General features: G+C 59.2%; 17 protein-coding genes. 8 read left to right on the top strand and 9 right to left on the bottom strand.

What is annotated here, in order from left to right:
• Positions 1-37 precede the first annotated feature (37 nt).
• Positions 38-496 carry an Hsp20 family protein gene (locus JFT66_RS17860; RefSeq protein ID WP_034119760.1) on the bottom strand — a complete coding sequence of 153 codons (459 nt, stop codon included), beginning with the start codon at positions 494-496 and terminating at the stop codon, positions 38-40.
• 230 nt (positions 497-726) lie between these two features.
• Between JFT66_RS17860 and JFT66_RS17855 the strand changes: the two genes are divergently transcribed.
• Positions 727-1,155, top strand: coding sequence for a glycine zipper domain-containing protein (locus JFT66_RS17855; protein WP_198859776.1), 429 nt, complete (start codon positions 727-729; stop codon positions 1,153-1,155).
• A gap of 222 nt (positions 1,156-1,377) precedes the next feature.
• Here JFT66_RS17855 and JFT66_RS17850 read toward each other — a convergent pair whose 3' ends face one another.
• From JFT66_RS17850 to JFT66_RS17835, 4 genes are all read right to left on the bottom strand, one after another.
• On the bottom strand, positions 1,378-2,676 hold the full coding sequence (locus JFT66_RS17850; protein ID WP_198859775.1) for an McrC family protein: 1,299 nt from the start codon (positions 2,674-2,676) through the stop codon (positions 1,378-1,380).
• Positions 2,673-4,232 carry an AAA family ATPase gene (locus JFT66_RS17845; RefSeq protein ID WP_235365594.1) on the bottom strand — a complete coding sequence of 520 codons (1,560 nt, stop codon included), beginning with the start codon at positions 4,230-4,232 and terminating at the stop codon, positions 2,673-2,675. Before JFT66_RS17845 ends, JFT66_RS17850 begins: the two co-directional genes overlap by 4 nt.
• Before the next feature lie 452 nt (positions 4,233-4,684).
• Positions 4,685-6,751 carry a maltose alpha-D-glucosyltransferase gene (gene treS, locus JFT66_RS17840; protein WP_198859789.1) on the bottom strand — a complete coding sequence of 689 codons (2,067 nt, stop codon included), beginning with the start codon at positions 6,749-6,751 and terminating at the stop codon, positions 4,685-4,687.
• Between the two features lie 140 nt (positions 6,752-6,891).
• Positions 6,892-7,701, bottom strand: a complete 810-nt coding sequence (locus tag JFT66_RS17835) for an AraC family transcriptional regulator (protein ID WP_034119981.1) — start codon at positions 7,699-7,701, stop codon at positions 6,892-6,894.
• 187 nt (positions 7,702-7,888) lie between these two features.
• On the opposite strand from JFT66_RS17835, the gene JFT66_RS17830 reads away from it, so the two are divergent.
• The 5 genes from JFT66_RS17830 to JFT66_RS17810 are packed head-to-tail and all read left to right on the top strand — an operon-like array spanning position 7,889 to position 14,316.
• Positions 7,889-9,514, top strand: coding sequence for an APC family permease (locus tag JFT66_RS17830; RefSeq protein WP_153839649.1), 1,626 nt, complete (start codon positions 7,889-7,891; stop codon positions 9,512-9,514).
• Positions 9,515-9,525: 11 nt separating this feature from the next.
• Positions 9,526-10,452 (top strand): 4-hydroxyproline epimerase, encoded by a 927-nt coding sequence (locus JFT66_RS17825; protein WP_034119766.1) that lies wholly within the window; start codon positions 9,526-9,528, stop codon positions 10,450-10,452.
• A 35-nt stretch (positions 10,453-10,487) separates the two neighbouring features.
• The gene (locus JFT66_RS17820; protein ID WP_034119768.1) at positions 10,488-11,435 is read left to right on the top strand and encodes a dihydrodipicolinate synthase family protein; all 948 of its coding nucleotides are present in this window, start codon (positions 10,488-10,490) and stop codon (positions 11,433-11,435) included.
• 59 nt (positions 11,436-11,494) lie between these two features.
• A complete protein-coding gene (locus JFT66_RS17815; protein WP_198859773.1) occupies positions 11,495-13,066 on the top strand; it encodes an aldehyde dehydrogenase (NADP(+)) in 1,572 nt (523 codons plus the stop codon).
• 2 nt (positions 13,067-13,068) lie between these two features.
• Complete coding sequence (locus tag JFT66_RS17810) at positions 13,069-14,316, top strand: NAD(P)/FAD-dependent oxidoreductase (protein ID WP_198859772.1); 1,248 nt, start codon at positions 13,069-13,071, stop codon at positions 14,314-14,316.
• Here JFT66_RS17810 and JFT66_RS17805 read toward each other — a convergent pair.
• From JFT66_RS17805 to JFT66_RS17795, 3 genes are all read right to left on the bottom strand, one after another.
• Positions 14,287-15,234 carry an ADP-ribosylglycohydrolase family protein gene (locus JFT66_RS17805; RefSeq protein ID WP_198859771.1) on the bottom strand — a complete coding sequence of 316 codons (948 nt, stop codon included), beginning with the start codon at positions 15,232-15,234 and terminating at the stop codon, positions 14,287-14,289. The genes JFT66_RS17810 and JFT66_RS17805 overlap by 30 nt on opposite strands.
• Before the next feature lie 37 nt (positions 15,235-15,271).
• The gene (locus JFT66_RS17800; protein WP_198859788.1) at positions 15,272-16,255 is read right to left on the bottom strand and encodes a GlxA family transcriptional regulator; all 984 of its coding nucleotides are present in this window, start codon (positions 16,253-16,255) and stop codon (positions 15,272-15,274) included.
• A 356-nt stretch (positions 16,256-16,611) separates the two neighbouring features.
• Complete coding sequence (locus tag JFT66_RS17795; protein WP_198859770.1) at positions 16,612-17,217, bottom strand: LysE family translocator; 606 nt, start codon at positions 17,215-17,217, stop codon at positions 16,612-16,614.
• A gap of 143 nt (positions 17,218-17,360) precedes the next feature.
• Between JFT66_RS17795 and JFT66_RS17790 the strand changes: the two genes are divergently transcribed.
• Positions 17,361-17,615, top strand: coding sequence for a hypothetical protein (locus JFT66_RS17790; protein ID WP_034119776.1), 255 nt, complete (start codon positions 17,361-17,363; stop codon positions 17,613-17,615).
• A 51-nt stretch (positions 17,616-17,666) separates the two neighbouring features.
• Positions 17,667-17,921, top strand: a complete 255-nt coding sequence (locus JFT66_RS17785) for a Pathogenicity locus (RefSeq protein ID WP_034119777.1) — start codon at positions 17,667-17,669, stop codon at positions 17,919-17,921.
• Between the two features lie 213 nt (positions 17,922-18,134).
• Here JFT66_RS17785 and JFT66_RS17780 read toward each other — a convergent pair whose 3' ends face one another.
• Complete coding sequence (locus tag JFT66_RS17780; protein WP_198859769.1) at positions 18,135-18,947, bottom strand: DUF4377 domain-containing protein; 813 nt, start codon at positions 18,945-18,947, stop codon at positions 18,135-18,137.
• Positions 18,948-19,626: the final 679 nt, after the last annotated feature.

Raw genomic sequence — 19,626 nt, 5'->3', positions numbered from 1 at the left:
AGGCGCTCCGTAGAGCGCCTTCTTACCGCCGATTGCGTTACTGCACACTGACCTGACGCAGGTCAGGCTTCGCCTCGCCACCAATCATGATGCGTTTGGGCTTGGCCTCTTCAGGCACCTGACGCAGCAAGTCGATGCTCAGCAAACCATTGGTCAAGGCTGCGCCACGCACTTCAATATGGTCCGCCAAGCGGAACGACAACCGGAACGCGCGTTGGGCAATGCCCTGGTGCAGGTAAGCGACCTTATCGTCGGTTTCGCGTTTTCCGCCGGAAACCGTCAACACGCCCCTTTCGACCTGGATATCCAGATCCTCCTCGGTCAGGCCAGCGACTGCGATGACAATGCGGTACGCGTCATCACCGTGCTTTTCCACGTTATGAGGTGGATAGGAATTCGGAGCCTCGCTGCGAAGCGCCGACTCGAACAGGTCATTGAAGCGATCAAAACCCACCGATTGACGGAACAGTGGGGCCAACGAAAGGGTAGTAGCCATTTTAAAATCTCCTGAGTTTCTCCAAGTGATTTAGTACGCGACCCGAGTTCGGCATCACGTGATCAAAAATTGATGGACGCGGAAAAGGAATTCAAGAGGGATGCACAAAAATTTTATCTTGCGTAAATGGCTATCGCAGAAAACCGCAATGACAGCGCGTGTGCTCTAATCTGAAAGCCAGGCGTGCTTTAACCCGTGAGCGCCTGAGACAGCCCTTGAGGTACACAAAAATGAACATGACATTCCCTGCCCTGGCATTGGGCATCCTGATTTCCCAAGGGGCCTTGGCCGCCGGAGATGGCACTGCCGCGCTGGGAGGCGGTGTCGGCGGCGCGTTGGGCAATGTGGTAGGCCAACAGCTCGGTGGGTCGACCGGCGCGGCTATCGGTGCAGGCGTGGGTGGCGCCGCCGGTGGCGCGGTTGGCGCGCAAAAGGGCAATAAAACCGAAGCGGCGATTGGCGGCGGTTTGGGCTCTGCCGGCGGGTCGCTGATTGGTAATCGCCTGGGCGGCACTACCGGTTCGACGATCGGCGCGGGTGTAGGTGGCGCCGCAGGTGGCGCGCTGGGTAATAACCTGGCCGATGACGAGAGCAATCATCGTTCAGGCGGCGCGAAGCACAAAGGCAACAAGCATAAGCACAAGAATAAGCGCCATTGATCGTCTGATGCTGTTCTGATTGCAAACTTGCCGGGTTCAAGGGCCGTAGGGAGCCCTTCAGCCCGGCTTGTCAGTGCCAACAATCTCTGAGCGAGCCTCGACAGATCCACGACCTGGGAAAACGTCTCTTCGACTTTGTCACCTGTCTTGGCTACGTCCGTTTTCAAGACATGTAGTTGCTGGATCAGTCGGGCATGGATTTCGACGGTGGTGAATTCATACTCACCCACATTGAGGAGCAATGAGGCCATCTCCCCATAGAGGAAGCGGCTCAGGTTGCCGGTCAACCAGTGCGCCCAACTCCAAGTCAAATGGCACCACCCATAACTGTAATTGCGGCGAGAAGCGGAATGGCGCTAGAGGCTGGTTAAAGCTCGCCTTGCATGGATAAATCAGGAGCATTTCGCCCTGCGGCTGGTCTCTCAAATAATGCTGTCCATATGCGAACAGTTGATAGAAGTCCGCTTGACTTAAACCGTACTTGTTTGTCCTTTGATCCAGGCGCTTCCATTTAGTGTCCAGCACCCAGCGTTGAGTGTTCTTTGTGATGAGCATGTCAGGTTTTAGCTGGAACATACCTTGTTCGTTATGCCAACACAGGAACTCTTGCTTGACCTGCCGTTGCAAGGTGGCGCAAGCCGGCAACGTTCTTCGTAGACAGGTTTCGACATAACGTTCGAACAGTTTTTCCATGGGAAACAATAGGCTGATTCCATGCCAACTCCCCGACACTGCCGTAGGCATGCTTTCTCCGAGAACCAGCTCACACCAAGGCTTTACAAGCTGGTAATGGGCCATCAAGCGGTCATTACGCCACAGCTTCAGGTCGGCGTTTACGTCGCGACTGGCCGGTAACTCTTGCAACAGACCCCGGAGTTCATGGGCCAGACGCCAATTGTCCGGTTGCTGCGTCGCCTTGCAGACTTTTTGTAAAGCCAACATCAGCAGGCGATTCTCGGGGCGGTCTGGAAGAAAGACATCATGGCGCAGTTGAAACTGATGCTGACGGCCCGGTGGCTGACGAATCTGCCTGATAACATCCAGTTGGCCACGCAGGTAACGTTGCTCTTCCTCGACACGGTGGTAGTCAAAGCGTAGCCCGCGCTTGACTAGGTGATCCAACTCCAGCAAGAACTGCAGCATGACCCATTCACTGAGCGGCGCATCGAACAGTGTTAAGTCCGCGGGGCCTACCCGACGGGTCTTTAGATTGAAGGAAGTCTGAATCATCTTGCAGAGCAATTGACGATTCAGCGCAATGCAATCGCCCTGCTCAAAATGCTTTGGTAATATCTCCAGCCGCATGCCACAAGGGCTCTCCAGCACGCCGACAAAATTATCCAACTTCAACCAGCACTGACCTGCTATCTGCGCCAACGCCGTACCTGCCTTGGTAAAAGACTCGTTCAGGTCACATAGCCACTTAAATGCAGAGGGAGAAATTTGCGCGCGATCCAGACTCGACTCAATCGCATCGGTGGTCAGCCAGGCATATTCGCGCACCGTGACAGCAGCGTTCAACGGGCAACCCTACTGATCGCCAAGTAGGCATGGATGCGCTCAAATGCACGCTCATTTATCTTCCAGCGTTGGCTAAACGAGTCAACTGGCCCTTTTTCACCGAACAACTGCAGAAAGTCTATTTTCACTTCCTGGACGAACTGATCGCCATCTTCTTTATTGTGGTCATTCAGCACCCAATGAATACGCTGCCAGTCCTCGAAAAAATACTCTTGCAGTAGCGGGAGGATCTGCTGACGAAAAATAGACGCCAATAAAGCCAGGCTCGGTTCGTCGCGTAACGGCAGGAAGTAGGCATGCCCCAGGCAATGATCGCGATCAAGCAAAACTTCAATGCGCTGATTGAGCGTAATCAACAGTTGCTTGATGTCCACGCCGTCCTCAGAGCTCCCATCAGCACCAGCGTTGACAAAGATGCCCTCGAGCAAATCTGGCTTGGGCGCCATTTCTATGAAGTTAAAACGACGGCGCAGGGCTATATCCATCGAAGCTAAAGAGCGATCCGCCGTGTTCATCGTGCCGATGAGGTAAACATTGTCCGGGACGCTGAACGGTTTTTTCGAGTACGGGAGCTGGACGCTCAATGCTTCGTTCGATTCGGCATCCAGGCGCTCACGTTTGCTCGGTTCGATCAGACTGATCAACTCGCCGAAAATACGCGAAATGTTGCCCCGGTTGATTTCATCGATCACTAGTACGTGGGGCTTACGTATACCGTCCGACTGCTCAAAAGGCTTGATGGGCTTGGCGTCCGACTTATGCAGATAACCCAGCAAGTCGCCCCAGTTGAAGCGATCCAGTGGATACACGGTTTTCTGGGTAAATAACTTCTCACCATTAAGCGGCAGGACCGACAGTTCAAGATCGCGATACAGCCAGTTAACCGGCAATACATGCGGGTATTCAAGCACAATACTGGGCGGGCTTTCCTCATATCGATAGTCACCGGTAACCACGCCGACGGCCGAGATCAGTTCCGCTGAATGAATACACACCAGAATATCGCCAGGCTGAATCTCCTTTGCAAAGGCATTCAAGGTGCTTTTGCTATTGCTATGGAGCTGGTCGTAATAAGGCGTTGTTTTCTCAGCTTTCATATCGCCAGCACCGACCCACCCAATACGCGCTTCGCCGTGTTCAAGGCAATAACTCAGCTCGGGGCTACCCCAAGTGCCATTGATGGAAATTTTCCAGATGCGCGGATTGCTGCTGGTGCCTGCGTTGGCAGAGCTAGTGCGCGCCTGGTCACAAAGGCGCTTGAAGACACCTGGCTCAACCGGGTACTCGATTTGCCCCTTATCGTTGCTGACTGCGCGCAAACCTTCGATGAAATCTTCGTAGCTGAAGCTCTGGTGAAAGGTGACAAAGCGAATACGTCCTTCCCGATCCAGTTCATCGACGCGGGCCTTGAGGGCATGGTGCAGCTCATCATCCGCAGAGCTGTTCAGGCGTTGCTCGGCAAGAAACTCCGGGTCCAACACTTCCAAAGACGCCTCGATAGTCGAGTAGGTTTTACCGGTGCCCGGCGGACCGAACAGAATGCGGTTCAGTGCCACCTTTTCAGCAGCTACCGATGGCGAAACCTGCTCCCCTGTGGATACTGCCGTCAAGGTGCCATCCCAATAGAGGCGGCGGGGGTTTTCCCCTTCGGATTGCAACCAAGGATAATTGTCCTCCCAGCGGCCTCGGGAGCCATATATCTCACGGGCGATCTGCGACACCAGCGCGTCGTCAGTTTCGATAGCCTTACTGCGCGCTTTTTTTTCTTGGCACTCAACTGGGTACAATCGAAACAGCTCCCACGCTAAATCACTGGGTGTCCAACGCTTGTATGGGATTTGCTGTAGTAATTCGAAAACACGGTTACGCAACTTCAATGTCATGTGGAACGTCCTGATGGAGATGAGTGGCGAAGAAGCTAGCTATTTGACATCAACCTGTCCAGCTGAATACAACAAGCATCGTAGAAGTTCCTCACTCACGTTCGCCAACACCCTCGCCTGCATATCTAAAGCATCGGCGTGCTGCTCACCACCCGCAACGCCAAGCCTTCATAGGCATCCAGGGTGATAGTGAATTCACCCTCGGCGGTCAGGTCGCCCTCCACTCGCTCATTGATAATGTCCACCACTGGCCCTGGCGCAATTCCGGGCAGGTGCAGGGTTTCCGTGATTGGTGTAGACCCGAAGTTCAGCGCGGTGATTTGCGTGCCTTTGCCGGCCGGCAGTTCGTGAACCATGATCAGCAAGCCTGGATGTTCGACGTCCGGCACCAGGATCTGGCGGCTGGCGGCGATGTCGTAGGCGCGGCGCACGGCGAGGATTTTTTGCAGTTGGGAGGCAAACGAGTCCGGGTCCTGCAATTGGCTGTTGAGGCTGCCATACAGGCTTTTCGAGCGGGGCATTTGCCCTGCCGATAGTTCGGCGTCAGGGTTCAGGTCCACCAGGTCATAGGCACCACGGTGAATCCAACGAGTATCACCATCGGCCATCAGATGCGCGACCTCTTCGGCCGCCAACGGCAGCGCGCCTACCAAGTCCCAGCCGGACAAGGCAAACACCCCAGGCTGCATGGCGTTGTACATCACCAGCAGCAAATGAATCTGGCGAATCTGCTGGATATCAGCCGCAGTAATCGCCTCAAGGTCACGAATGCCGAGGGCAGCGGTGATGATACTGGCAGTGGTGCAGGACACGCCGTTGGTGACGAATTTGAGGTTATACGGTGCGTGCTCGCCGGTCAGGCGTTCGTACATCTGCTCGCGGATATGCTCGCGCAGGATGTTGCCGGGAAAGGTCTGGCCCTGGAACAGAAACGTATCGTGGGCGTGCAGCGTCCAGAAGTGCACCAGTTCCAGGGTCAACTCATCGTGGTTCTGCAGCGCGTGGATCAGCGAGCCGGGGTCGATGCCGAGGTTGTGCATCTGGCGCAGCATCAGGCGCAGGAATTCGGTGTCGCCCATCAACAACGCATGCTGGTAGGCAGGCCGGGTGATGAAGTCATAGGACAGGTCGGCGCCGCCGTGGGACATGGAGGCGATGTCGTCCACTGTGAGGTTGAGTTCCTGAAAGCTGAACCCGCCGGCCTTGCGAATCGCCCCGCCGAGCAACTGGTTGCCGGTGATCGATAAGGGATGGCTTTCCGACCAGGCCGTGCCATCGAGCTTGCGCTCCACGCCGAGGAAGCCGTTGGCGTCCAGGCGCAGAATCTTCGCGCCCATCACATCGATGGCGTGCAGCGCGTCACCGATGATCATCTGCTGCGCGGCGAACGAAGGGTCAAGCCAGTTGAGCGACGGTTGGCCTTCCTTGAAGTAGTGCAGGTACACCCATCGCCGTGGTTTGCCATCCACGCCGACCACCACTGGCGTGGCGCTCCAGTCGGTTTCCTTGACGCCGGGCTCGAAGAAGATCACCCGTTGCAATTGGCCGACGATGTAGTGCTTGTCACGCAGCGCGTCCACCTGCAGCGGGCTGAGGTTCTGCGCATCACGGCCCTCGGCCACGTCAGGCAGCAACGGCCAGTCTTCCTCGCGGATTTCCACCATGTGGTACAGCCCGGGGTAGTCCTCATAGGCCATTTCCGCCAGGCGAAAATCCGCGCCCTTGCCGGTGTGGGACGGGATCACATCGTCGATGATCACCGCATTGTGCGCGGCGGCCATGCGCGTCAACGCCTGCAACTGTGCCTCGGTGCCCAGTTGCGGGTCGATGTCGAAACTGATGCGGTCGAAGTTGCCGTCGATGGTCGGGGTGTGCTCGGTGCCAGACAAACCACCGGACTTTTTCAGCGGGCCGTTGTGAATGCCCTGGATGCCGATTTTCGATAATGCGTGCCACAAGCTTTCATCCCCCAACGCCTCGAGCACCGTGCCGTCTTCGCGGGTGACAATAGACGCCGGATACGCGGTGAACCACACCGACGACAAGGCTGAAGCATCACGCGGGCGGGTATGTGCGTACGGCTGCTGCCACAAGCGGCCCTGGCCGCAGTAGAGCCTGGCCCGCTGCCGCGCCGCGTGCAGCATGGATTGTTGCACCAGCCAGTTCACATGGTCGTTGTTCGCCGCGGTCATAAGCTCGATACCTGTGGTCATGAAAAGGTTACTCGTAAGCATATGAGGGGCGTGCGCTCCATTCGTTGCATCGAAATTGTGGGAGGGGGCTTGCCCCCGATAGCGGTGTGTCAGTCAGCTTATTTTTATCTGACCCTTCGTTATCGGGAGCAAGCCCCCTCCCACATTGGACCTTCGTCTGCTCCCTCCGCTTGCGTCGCCTGCCGATACTGCCTGGGCGTAAACCCGGTCAGCGCCTTGAACTGTCGGGTAAACGCGCTGTGGTCGGTGTACCCGCATTGCAACGCCACCTCGGTTATTGGCAGCTCGGTATGCAACAGCCGGCGTGCATGCTCGAGGCGCACTTTCTGGATCATCTGCCGCGGCGTGAGGTGGAATACGCGTTTGCAGTAGCGCTCCAGTTGCGCTACGGAGATCCCGGCGATGCGGGTCAATTCACCCAGGGTGACGCGGCGGTTGAAGTGGCTGCGGATGTGTTCATCCACTGCCGCCAGGCGCTGATAGGCCGGGTGGGTTTCGCTGGCCGATTGCAAGTCGACCGAAATCCCGGCCAGGCCGATGATCGCGCCAAGATGGTTGTACAACGGCCACTTGTGCGTGAGGCACCAGCCAGGTTCGCGGGTGCCGTAGAGGTGCAGTTCAAGCTGGTCTTCCAATACAAAACCCTGTTCCAGCACGCGCCGGTCCTGCTCGGTATAGCCCGGCCCCAGTTGCGCGGGGAACACTTCGGCACTGGTCTTGCCCAGCAGCGGCTGCAACTGCCTGAGACCGCAGCGTTGCACCAGGGTGCGGTTGGCGAGCACGTAGCGGGCGTCGATGTCCTTGATAAAGATTGCAGCATTAGGCAGCACGTCGAGCATCGGCAATAACTGCTCTACACCGCTCAATAGCTGCTCGATTGTGTGGGGGCGGCTGCCCTGGAAAAGGCTCGCGAACGCGCTTTGCAACATGACTTTCATCGCCCCTTGATTTGTCGACAACCCGCAGATTGCGCCATGTGCCGGGCCGCTGTCGAGCGCGGAAAAGTGTGCTGAATTCGTCATCCATCCCAACGCAAAACATCAATCGCCGCAAGGTTGACGGGTTCACGATAGCGCCACTGCATGCCTATCCAATAACTCACAAGAAGGCGCCGCTATGTCAGGCCAAGGCAAGTTCAAGAAACAGCTGTCACTGATGGACCTCACTTTTATCGGGTTGGGGGCCATCTTCGGTTCGGGTTGGTTATTCGCCGCCAGTCATGTGTCTGCCATCGCAGGCCCGGCAGGGATTTTTTCCTGGTTGCTCGGTGGTTTCGCGGTGCTGCTGCTGGGCATTGTCTACTGCGAACTCGGCGCCGCCCTGCCCCGCGCCGGTGGCGTGGTGCGCTACCCGGTGTACTCCCATGGCCCGCTGCTGGGCTACCTGATGGGTTTTATCACGCTGATCGCGTTTTCCAGCCTGGTGGCAATTGAAGTGGTTGCCTCGCGCCAATACGCAGCGGCGTGGTTTCCCGAGCTGACCAAAGCCGGTTCCAGCGATCCGACCACCCTGGGCTGGCTGGTACAGTTCGCGCTGCTGTGCCTGTTCTTTATCCTCAATTACCGCAGCGTCAAGACCTTCGCCATCGCCAATAACCTGGTGAGCGTGTTCAAGTTCATCGTGCCGCTGCTGGTGATCGGTGTGCTGTTCACCTTCTTCAAGCCGGCGAATTTCCAGGTGCATGGCTTTGCCCCCTTTGGTCTCTCCGGCATCGAGATGGCGGTGTCGGCCGGCGGTGTGATTTTCGCCTACCTGGGGCTGACGCCGATCATTTCGGTGGCCAGCGAAGTAAAGAACCCGCAGCGCACCATCCCCATCGCTTTGATCCTCTCGGTGCTGCTGTCGACTGCCATCTATGTGCTGCTGCAAACTGCGTTCCTCGGCGGCGTGCCCACCGAAATGCTCGCCAATGGCTGGGCCGGGATCAGCAAGGAATTGGCCCTGCCCTATCGCGATATCGCCCTGGCGTTAGGCGTGGGTTGGTTGGCCTACCTGGTGGTGGCCGATGCGGTGATCTCCCCCAGTGGCTGCGGCAATATCTACATGAACGCCACCCCGCGCGTGGTGTATGGCTGGGCGCAGACTGGCACCTTCTTCAAGATCTTCACGCGCATCGATGAAAAGTCCGGCATCCCGCGCCCGGCGCTGTGGCTGACCTTCGGCCTGTCGGTGTTCTGGACCCTGCCGTTCCCGTCGTGGGAAGCGCTGATCAACGTAGTGTCCGCCGCGCTGATCCTCAGTTACGCCGTGGCCCCGGTGACCGTCGCCGCCTTGCGCCGCAATGCACCGGACATGGCGCGCCCGTTCCGGGTCAAGGGCATGGCGGTGCTAGGCCCGCTGTCGTTCATCATCGCTGCACTGATCGTGTACTGGTCGGGCTGGAGCACGGTGTCCTGGCTGTTGGGCCTGCAAATCCTGATGTTTGTGGTGTACCTGCTGTGCGCTCGCTGGGTGCCGACCGCGCACCTGAACCTCAAACAACAAGTGCGCTCATCCGCTTGGCTGATCGGTTTCTACGCCGTGACCATCCTGCTCTCCAAGCTCGGCAGCTTTGGCGGTATCGGTGTGATCAGCCACCCGTTTGACACCCTGGTCGTGGCGGCCTGCGCCCTGGGTATTTACTACTGGGGTGCCGCCACTGGCGTGCCAGCCCACCTGGTGCGCCTGGAACACGAAGATGACGAAAGCGAAACCGTCAGCGACGCGCCTTACAGCGCCCCACTGTCCCCGACTACCCACTGATGGAGCGCTTTATGAAACGGCTGCACGTGATTGACTCGCATACCGGCGGCGAACCTACGCGCCTGGTGATGAGCGGGTTCCCTGAGTTGGTGGGTACCTCCATCGCCGATCAACTGGACCACCTGCGCACCCATCACGATCAATGGCGCCGCGCCTGCCTGCTGGAGCCACGGGGCAATGATGTACTGGTCGGCGCACTGTACTGCGCGCCGGTCACGCCGGGCGCCACCTGCGGGGTGATCTTCTTCAACAACGCCGGCTACCTCGGTATGTGCGGCCACGGCACCATCGGCCTGGTCGCCTCACTGCATTACCTCGGGCTGATCGCGCCAGGCGTCCACACCCTCGACACGCCAGTCGGCCCGGTGGCGGCCACACTGCACGAAGACGGTAGCGTGACCCTGCGCAACGTGCCCGCCTACCGCTACCGCCAACAGGTGCCGGTTGAGGTGCCTGGGCATGGTGTGGTGCTGGGCGACATTGCCTGGGGCGGCAACTGGTTTTTCCTGGTGTCGGACCACGGCCAGGCGCTGCAGATGGACAACGTTGATGCCTTGACCGACTACACCTGGGCGATGCTCAAGGCCCTTGAGGCCCAGGGCATCCACGGCGCCGATGGCGCACTGATCGACCATATCGAACTGTTCGCCGACGCCCCCCACGCCGACAGCCGCAACTTCGTCATGTGCCCCGGCAAAGCCTACGACCGCTCACCCTGCGGCACCGGCACCAGCGCCAAGCTCGCCTGCCTGGCCGCCGACGGAAAACTTGCCGAAGGAGAGCCGTGGGTACAGGCCAGCATCACCGGCAGCCAGTTCCAGGGCCGTTATGAATGGGACGGCGAACGCGTGCGCCCGTTCATCACCGGCCGCGCCTACATGACTGCCGACAGCACGCTGCTGATCGACGAGCAGGACCCGTTTGCCTGGGGCATTTGAGCCTTTTATTTATCGACCTGAATGGAGTTAGCACCATGAGCGACAACATCTTCACCGGCTGCATGCCTGCCCTGATGACCCCCTGCACCGCCAAGCGTAAGCCGGACTTCGACGCGCTGGTCGCCAAGGGCCGCGAACTGATCGATATCGGCATGAGCGCAGTGGTGTATTGCGGCTCCATGGGCGACTGGCCGTTGCTCACCGAAGCCGAACGCCAGGAAGGCGTGGCGCGCCTGGTCGCGGCTGGCGTACCGACCATCGTTGGCACCGGCGCGGTGAACAGCCGTGAGGCGGTGGCCCACGCAGCCCATGCCGCCAACGTCGGCGCCCATGGCTTGATGGTGATTCCGCGTGTGCTGTCCCGAGGGGCTTCGGTCACCGCACAAAAGGCCCACTTTGCGGCGATCCTCAACGCCGCGCCCAACCTGCCGGCGGTGATCTACAACAGCCCTTACTACGGTTTCGCCACCCGCGCCGATCTGTTCTTCGAACTGCGCCGCGAACACCCGAACCTGATCGGCTTCAAGGAGTTCGGCGGCGCTGCCGACCTGCGCTACGCCGCGGAAAACATCACCTCCCAGGACGATGACGTGACCCTGATGGTCGGCGTCGACACCCAGGTGGTACACGGTTTCGTCAACTGCAACGCCACCGGCGCCATCACCGGCATCGGCAACGCGCTGCCACGGGAAGTGCTGCAACTGGTGGCCCTGAGCAAAAAAGCCGCCAAGGGCGATGCCAAGGCCCGTCGCCAGGCCCGCGAACTGGAAGCCGCGCTGGCGGTGCTGTCGTCGTTCGATGAAGGCTGCGACCTGGTGCTGTATTACAAACACCTGATGGTCCTCAATGGGGATCAAGGTTACGCCCTGCACTTCAACGAAACCGATGTGCTCAGCGCTGCCCAGCGTCGGTATGCCGAGCAGCAGTACGCGCTGTTCCGCCAGTGGTACGCCAACTGGTCGGCTGAACAGAACGTCGCTTGATTTTCTGTAGGAGCGAGCTTGCTCGCTCCTACACCCCCCCTAATTTCCAGGATGACCCCATGACTCTGACGGGCAAGATGCTGATCGGTCAGCAATCCCTTTCCGGCCATCGCGATGCGATCCGGGCCATCAACCCCGCCACCGACACGCCACTGGAACCCGCCTACGCCGGCGGCGATGGCGAACAGGTCGAGCAGGCCTGTGCACTGGCGTGGGCCGCGCTCGACACTTACCGCGAAACCACCCTGGCAGATCGCGCCAGGTTTCTTGAAACCATCGCCGACAACATCGAAGCCCTGGGCGATGAGCTGGTCGAACGCGCCTGCGCCGAAACCGGCCTGCCCAGCGCACGCATTCAAGGCGAACGCGGCCGCACGTGCGGCCAACTACGCACCTTTGCCCGCACTGTGCGCCTGGGTGAATGGCTCGACGTGCGGGTCGATACTGCACAACCCCAACGCCAACCCCTGCCCCGTGCCGACCTGCGCCAGCGCCATATCGCCCTGGGCCCGGTGGCAGTGTTTGGCGCCAGCAACTTTCCCCTGGCCTTCTCCGTGGCGGGCGGCGATACCGCCTCGGCACTGGCGGCCGGTTGCCCGGTGGTCGTAAAAGCTCACAGCGCTCACCCTGGCACCAGCGAGCTGGTGGGCCGCGCCATTGCGCAAGCGGTAAAACAGTGTGACTTGCCCGAGGGCGTGTTTTCACTGCTTTACGGCTCGGGTAACCAGGTAGGCATCGCTCTGGTGGCCGACCCGCGGATCAAGGCCGTAGGCTTTACCGGTTCGCGCAGTGGTGGTGTAGCACTGTGCCAGGCCGCCCAGGCACGCCCGGAGCCGATCCCGGTGTACGCGGAAATGAGCTCGATCAACCCGGTGTACCTGTTTCCTGCCGCGCTTGAAGCACGGGCGCAAACATTGGCCGAGGGATTCGTCGCGTCGTTGACTCAAGGCGCTGGCCAGTTCTGCACCAACCCTGGGCTGGTAATCGCCGTGAAAGGTAGCGCCCTGGACCGTTTTATCAATGTCGCCAGTGATTTGCTTCCCCGTTGCGCGGCCCAGACCATGCTCACCCCGGGCATCTTCAGCGCCTACGAAACCGGCGTGAATGCACTGGCCCAGCACGCTCAGGTCGCCGCCAAGGGCCTGGCGGCCAGCGGTCCGAACCAGGGCCAGGCCCACCTGTTCGTGACCCAGGCCCAGGCGTTCCTGAGCAACGAACACCTGCAAGCCGAGGTCTTCGGCGCAGCCTCGCTGGTGGTGGAATGCCGCGATGTCGAACAAGTGCGCCTGGTATCCGAACACCTGGAAGGTCAACTCACCGCCACCTTGCATGTGGATGAGCACGACCTGCCACAGGCCCGGGCGCTGTTGCCGGTGCTGGAGCGCAAGGCTGGGCGCCTGCTGGTCAACGGCTGGCCGACCGGCGTGGAAGTTTGCGACGCGATGGTGCACGGCGGGCCGTTCCCGGCGACGTCGGATGCGCGCAGCACCTCGGTGGGCACGGCGGCGATCCTGCGGTTCCTGCGCCCGGTGTGCTACCAGGACTTCCCGGACGCCTTGCTGCCCCACGCGCTCCAGCACAGTAACCCGCTGCTGTTGCGGCGCCTGCTCGACGGCCAGAGAGAGGCGTAGCCATGGCCCAACCCTATCAAGCAGACATCGTGGTGGTCGGCGCCGGCATTATCGGCGTCGCCTGTGCCTTGCAGCTGGCGCGCCAAGGCCGGCAAGTGCGGGTGATCGACGCGCAGGCGCCGGGCATGGGCGCCTCCTACGGCAACGCCGGTCACCTGGCGACGGAGCAGGTGTTTCCCATTGCGGACGTGTCGATCCTCAAGCGTTTGCCGGCCATGCTCATGGACCCCATGGGCCCGCTACGCCTGGACTGGACCTACCTGCCCCGCGCCCTGCCCTGGTTTATCCGCCTGCTGCTGAACCTGCGGCCGGCGAGCTACCAGCGCAGTGTGGCTGGCCTTCGCGCATTGAATGAAAGTAGCCTGGGTGCGTGGCAACGTTTGCTGCACTCCATTGGGCAAGCGCAACTGCTGCGTGAAGACGGTTCGCTGTTGGTGTTCGAGCGCGCCGAATCCCGCGTCGCCCTGGATGCATTGCAGCAACGCATGAGGCAGCAAGGCGTCGCTGTGGAATTCTGGAGCGGCAATGCGGTGCGCACGGCAGCGCCGCAATTGAGCGACGCGATTCAAGGTGGTTTGTTTTTCCCAAGTACCGGGCACTTTCTCGACCCCTACACCGTGGTCGGCGCGCTGGTGAACGCGGCCAAGGCCGAGGGTGTGCAATTCCACCAGCAACGGGTTTTGGATGGGCGTCTGGAAAACCGCGGCGTTTCGCTGATGACCGATCAAGGCGCATGGACAGCGCGCCAAGTACTGATCGCCTGTGGCGCCCACTCGGCCAGACTCACCGCCGCCCTGACCGGCAAACAGGTGCCCCTGGACACCGAGCGTGGCTACCACCTGATGCTGCCCCACGAGCACCAGCGCCTGCCCTTCGCCGTCACCTCGCTGGAACGCAAGTTCATCATGACGCCCATGACCGGTGGCTTGCGCCTGGCGGGAACGGTCGAATTCGCAGGCCTCAACCGCCCGGCGAATATGCAACGGGCCTGGCAACTGCACCGGTTGAGCAAAGGCCTGTTTCGCCATGAACTGAACGACCGCGACGCAACGCCCTGGATGGGCTTTCGGCCCTCCCTGCCCGACTCGTTGCCGATCATTGACCGGGTGTGCGAGGGCAAGGTGCTGCTTGCGTTTGGTCATCAGCATTTAGGGCTGACACAGGCGGCGGTGACAGCCGAAAGGGTTGGGCAGTTGGCGGCGGGAGAGTCAGTGCCTGAGTTAAAGCCCTATGGGCTGGATCGGTTCTGAAGCTTGCCCATGTAGGAGCGAGGCGCTGTATAACGCATCAGCAGCCTCTTGGATTTCATCGCGCATCCACAACCGGCCCAACCAACCGATAGGGATAGCGTGGACGCCATAATACGCACCCGCTAGTTGCCCCACGATTGCGGCGGTGGTGTCGGCGTCATCCCCAAGGTTTGCTGCGGCGAGAACCGCTTCGGCAAAGCTGGCGCTGTTGTCGAAGCACCAGAATGCAGCCTCCAACGATGCCACCGCATAACCTGAACCAACAATTTCAGCGTGCGTCTTACCGCGGTAGTCGCCGCGGGCGAGAGCCGCTACCTTAGGGGCAGACAGTGAGGTATTTGAGAATCTCAGCACTTGCTCCTTCGAAACACCCCCCAGGGCGTTGCTGATGGCCTCGGCCAGCAGCAGGCAACACTCGACTGCCTCCTGGGCCGCATGGGTAGTGCGTGAGCTTTGCGCGGCAAATAGGCGGATGTTCTCCAAATCAGGAAAGTAGAACAACACCACAGGCGCAAGACGCATCATCGAACCATTGCCGGCGGAATACGGATCCGTTGAACCCGCAAAAGCCTCGCCACTTTGCTGGAATGCCCCCAGCGCTTCGCGAACCGTCATGCCAATATCAAAACACTCTCCGGTGGAGCTCAAGTAGCCCCATTTCCACCAGTTCAGATAACGCCCCATCTGGTCTGTCGCGTCAAAGCCACCCTTGTGCAACAAGCTCTCGGCCAGACACAGTGCCATGGATGTGTCGTCAGTCCATTGGCCGGGCTTGAGATTGAACGGCCCACCTCCGAGCATATCCGTGACGGGGGAAAAGCTGCCACGAGGCATGAATTCAACCGTGGTGCCTACGGCGTCGCCACAGGCCAGCCCAAGCAAGCTGCCGCGATAACGATCTAAAAGCGTGATGGTCATTGTCACTCCTTGAGAAAACCCTGCAACTGCGCCCATGCTACTTGACCAACCGCTTCTCCTTGGAGGGGCGATATCCGAAATACGCGCTGTAGCACTTGCTGAAATGGCTCGGCGAGACAAACCCGCACGCCACCAGCACGTCCACCTGGGATAACTCGGTGTGCTGCAACAGGCGCCGTGCTTCGGTCACCCGCAGTTCCATGTAGTAGCGCTGCGGCGTGGTGCCCAGTTGTTCTTTGAACAGACGTTCCAACTGGCGGCGGGAGCGGCCGGCGTAGACGGCGAGCTGGTCGAGTTCGAGGGGCTCTTCAAGGTTGGCGTCCATCAACTTCACCACTTCGCGCAGCGGTGCGCTGACACAGACGTTTTCGGTCGGTTTGATGCGTCGGTAGCGCGACTCTTCGAACGCCAGGATGTCTTCGATGCCTTCGACCAATGCTTTGCCATGCAGGCTCTTGATCCAGTCCAGGGCCATATGGAAGGCACCGGAGGGGCTCGACGCGGTGAGGCGGTCGCGGTCGATCACATAGGGCTCGCTGGTAACCTGGGCCGCTTTTGACACTTCCGCCAGCGCCGGACGGTGTTCGGGGTGGATGGCGCAACGGTAGCCCTGCAACAGGCCGGCACGGCCGAGAAACCACGAACCGTTCCATAAACCCGCCAGGCTGATACCCGTCTCGGCCGCACTGCGCAACAGTTGGATGAACGGGTCGCTGGCCTTGAGTTCTGTACGAAAACCACCGCAGATGACCAGCAGGTCCAAGTCCTGCACGGCCGCCAATTCAAGGCTGGCATCGGGGCGGATGACCAGGCCAAGGTCGCTGATGACTTCGCCTTCACCCCAGCCAAAAGTGCGCGAGGCGAACAGCTCGGGGCGTAGCAGGTTGGCGGTCACGAGGGTGTCGAGGGTCTGGGTGAAGGCAGGCAGGGAGAAGTGTTCAAGCAGCAGGAAACCGACGCGGGTGACCGACGATGATTGCTGGGAGGGGTCATTGAGGTAGCGCAGGTTCTTGCCTTGCATGCCACCGCTGAACTGGCGTCTTTCCATCGAAGGTTGGCCCACTCTTATTGTTGATGCAGTGGGCGCTATCTTAGGGGCAAACACCCTGGCTGTCTCAGGCGACGCACAGGGCTGATCTTGATAAAACCTGTTCGCTTGAAAAGCCGCGGCCCAGGCGCTGCCGGGCAATCTGATACGGTTTTTTCTTTGCCATCTGCGCCTGTATTGAAAACTGTGCGAGGCGGACAATAGGCCCCATCCCGACATTTCTGTCGCCCCCTTCCCTTCGGAGGCCTTATGACCAAGATGGCAATTTTCCTGTTCGGCTTTTTGGTGCTGACCATCGGTATCGGCTTGCTAGCAACTATCTCGCCGGTCTAGACAAACAGCATCGGGTACAGCGACAACACCAACAGCCCAGCCATGGACCAATTGAACACCCGCAACCAGCGCGGCTCGCGCAGCACATTGCGCAGGCCGCTGCCGCAGCCAACCCATACGCACACACTCGGCAGGTTCACCACGGCGAACACCAGGGCGATCACCAGCACATTGGTGACATAACCCTCGGCCGGCGTGTAGGTGGTGATCGCCCCCAGCGCCATGATCCACGCCTTGGGGTTGACCCACTGGAACGCCGCCGCGCCAAGGAACGTCATCGGTTTGCCCTGATCATCCTGGCTGTCGGACATGCCACCCGCATTGGCGATCTTCCACGCCAGATACAGCAAGTATGCGGCGCCAACATAACGCAACAGCGTGTAGGCCCACGGGAACACCTTGAACACCTCGCCCAAGCCCAACCCCACGCAAATCACCAGCAGCATGAAGCCTATGCTGATCCCCAGCGCATGGGGCATCGAGCGGCGAAAGCCGAAGTTCACACCTGACGCCAGCAACATGGTGTTGTTGGGGCCGGGGGTGATCGAAGATACAAAAGCGAACAGCACAAAGGCTGATAACAAGCTGGTAGACATGAACATGGCGCGGCATCCGAGCATTGGTGGCATGCTTGCGACATTAATGGGTAATGGAGCGAGCCACCCCGTACAGATAGGGGTGAATCGAGGAATACACTTTGCGGCAAAACGACTGATACCTACAGCAACAACAGGCGCAGAAGCAGATGGAAGAGTTGATCCAAGGGCTCGACGGCCCCAGAACCGCCCAGCAAGAACTGTTTTACGACCTGGAAGATGCCGCGGCGGTTATCGGCTGGTCAGTGGTTGAACTGACGGCGCTGGCCGCCTGCGGTAGAACACCCAGTGAAGCGGTGGCGCTGATGAAAATGTGCGAACTGCTGACGGCGCAGCAGGAAAAGATTGGCCGGTACGCGGGGGAAGTGAAGGAGCAACGTATCATCCGCTCAGAGGCCGTGTGAACGCTCGCCAGGTCGAGTGCACTTTCATAAACTCAAAAAAGGAATTTAAGCGTGCCATTTTCATTGGAAGAAAGAACAACATTGCTCGCGCTCAAGGGTGTGGGCCCTACTGTCATTACTCGGTTGGAGCAGATGGGTATTGAGTCGATGGACGAACTCGCAAAAGCGGAGGTCGGGGATATTCTGGCGCAAGCCTCCGCGGCATTGGGATCTACGTGCTGGAAGAACAGCCCTCAGGCGCGGGCGGCGATTACAGCGGCGGTAGAGCTGGCGAAAAATTCGAGCGAAAACAAATTTCTCCCGTAGCACACGATGCATGCATGGGACTGAAACGTTAGCCCCAGCTGCGTAGTGCGATGATTTGGCGTACTTGAAAGCGCAAAGAGCCTCACGGCACATTGCGCAGCGTTTGATAAATCGCAGGCACTGAAAAACCCGTAGACGCAAATCCACGGGTTTTCCAAGAGTGGAGGCCAAGGTCAGAATCGACCCGTGGCTACCGGCCTGCTTCGGGTCTCGTTACTTAGTCCCAGAAGTGTCCTGCTCGACCACCATATCTAACACATAGACCTTCGAAGGGGCGTCTGCTGGCGGATTCTTCCATTCATATTCCTTGACCCGCAGCACAGTACGTACGCCGTCATGGTGTTCGAAACCTTCGATAGACTGATACAGCGGATGCCATGTGTCCTGGGTCGCAAGTTGCAGGCCCGCGTCGTCATAGCGGCGCTCACGCACTTGCAGACACTGATAGCCAGGGATCAAAGGATGACTGCACTTGACGGTCTTGGCTGCCACTTCTAGGAACTTGACCTCACCCTTGCTACCGTAGCGCGTCTCTGGGGTGGCCTCGCCCTGTAGCTTGAGCACCGAGCCATCCGCTGTCGTCAGTTGCAGCATCGGCTCCGCGTTATCGCCGGTGATGACGGCGCGCAGATCACCCTTGAACAGTCGACCTACCTGAGCGTCAAGGTCCATCAGGCTCTTGTCGCAGGCCATAAGCGTAGAGGCCAGTGGCTGCACCTTCAGAACCCCTGCCTGATAGTGATAGCCGCCGAACTGGCGATTGCAGCCACCGCTGATATTCAGGTTCTGGTCACCGAATGAAACGCGCAACTTGCGCTCGATGCCTTTATCCAGAGCGACGAGAGATTTGCCCGAAGCATCAGTTGCCGAGACCAGGTTCCAGTAGTAAGCGGATAATGCTGGCTGGGCTGCAGCCGTCGAGGTAGTCATGGGCATGGAAGGTGATTCTTCATGGCTCTTGGAAGGGGCGGCACAGCCTTGGATCAGTGCAGCACAAACGGCCACGAGAAGAATTTTCTGTTTCATGGTTCACTCTTTCAGCTTGATGAGTACGGGCGTTGTCCTGCGCAGGCAGGATAAACGCGCGGCGAATCCGGCACGTTGAGGTCGCTGAGGCATTGACTGAGCGTAGACCCAATGCCCGCTCGAGCGAAGTCGTCGTTGACCGATAGCAATCGGACATCATTTGCTTCGTTCAGTTTCCCTGAATAAGAGCGCTGGTAGGGTTGCCAAATCCCAGATAATAAAAAACCCCGTAGACGTTAATCTACGGGGTTTTTAAGAGTGGAGGCCGAGGTCGGAATCGAACCGGCGTAGGCGGATTTGTAATCCACAGTTTTTTCTTATTTAACAAATGGTTGATTACGATTCAGTTCCGCACCGTCGTTAGCCTCAAAAGCCCGTAAGCTAGGTGGAGTTGAATAGCGGAACTGATTTTCGCCTCCGGTTTGGCACAAATCAGATTGGATAAACCCTATTACGGAGCCCCGAAGAGTGTCTTACAGGATTATCGGCGGGCCGCTTTCGACGGAGGCTGTGTAAAAACGTTTTTAAGTACATATATCGCTGCGAACCGGAACGAAAACCGCGCTCCTACTCAAATTTCAGGTCAGCCGGCTAACCAAATGCGGGCAGATTTTATGCAGCTACGCACACGTCAGAACGGGGTTTGAGTTTTTACACCGCCTCGGCCAAAAGAGGGCAT

The organism is Pseudomonas sp. MF6755, from assembly GCF_016405635.1.
Lineage (GTDB): Bacteria > Pseudomonadota > Gammaproteobacteria > Pseudomonadales > Pseudomonadaceae > Aquipseudomonas > Aquipseudomonas haemolytica.
This window is presented reverse-complemented; position numbering and strand designations above follow the sequence as displayed.

What these genes read in the sequence shown, in the direction of transcription:
- JFT66_RS17860 (WP_034119760.1), bottom strand. Translation starts at nt 496, where the DNA reads ATGGCTACTACCCTTTCGTTGGCCCCACTGTTCCGTCAATCGGTGGGT.
- JFT66_RS17855 (WP_198859776.1), top strand. Translation starts at nt 727, where the DNA reads ATGAACATGACATTCCCTGCCCTGGCATTGGGCATCCTGATTTCCCAA.
- treS (WP_198859789.1), bottom strand. Translation starts at nt 6,751, where the DNA reads ATGACCGCGGCGAACAACGACCATGTGAACTGGCTGGTGCAACAATCC.
- JFT66_RS17835 (WP_034119981.1), bottom strand. Translation starts at nt 7,701, where the DNA reads ATGTTGCAAAGCGCGTTCGCGAGCCTTTTCCAGGGCAGCCGCCCCCAC.
- JFT66_RS17830 (WP_153839649.1), top strand. Translation starts at nt 7,889, where the DNA reads ATGTCAGGCCAAGGCAAGTTCAAGAAACAGCTGTCACTGATGGACCTC.
- JFT66_RS17825 (WP_034119766.1), top strand. Translation starts at nt 9,526, where the DNA reads ATGAAACGGCTGCACGTGATTGACTCGCATACCGGCGGCGAACCTACG.
- JFT66_RS17820 (WP_034119768.1), top strand. Translation starts at nt 10,488, where the DNA reads ATGAGCGACAACATCTTCACCGGCTGCATGCCTGCCCTGATGACCCCC.
- JFT66_RS17815 (WP_198859773.1), top strand. Translation starts at nt 11,495, where the DNA reads ATGACTCTGACGGGCAAGATGCTGATCGGTCAGCAATCCCTTTCCGGC.
- JFT66_RS17810 (WP_198859772.1), top strand. Translation starts at nt 13,069, where the DNA reads ATGGCCCAACCCTATCAAGCAGACATCGTGGTGGTCGGCGCCGGCATT.
- JFT66_RS17805 (WP_198859771.1), bottom strand. Translation starts at nt 15,234, where the DNA reads ATGACCATCACGCTTTTAGATCGTTATCGCGGCAGCTTGCTTGGGCTG.
- JFT66_RS17800 (WP_198859788.1), bottom strand. Translation starts at nt 16,255, where the DNA reads ATGCAAGGCAAGAACCTGCGCTACCTCAATGACCCCTCCCAGCAATCA.
- JFT66_RS17795 (WP_198859770.1), bottom strand. Translation starts at nt 17,217, where the DNA reads ATGTTCATGTCTACCAGCTTGTTATCAGCCTTTGTGCTGTTCGCTTTT.
- JFT66_RS17790 (WP_034119776.1), top strand. Translation starts at nt 17,361, where the DNA reads ATGGAAGAGTTGATCCAAGGGCTCGACGGCCCCAGAACCGCCCAGCAA.
- JFT66_RS17780 (WP_198859769.1), bottom strand. Translation starts at nt 18,947, where the DNA reads ATGAAACAGAAAATTCTTCTCGTGGCCGTTTGTGCTGCACTGATCCAA.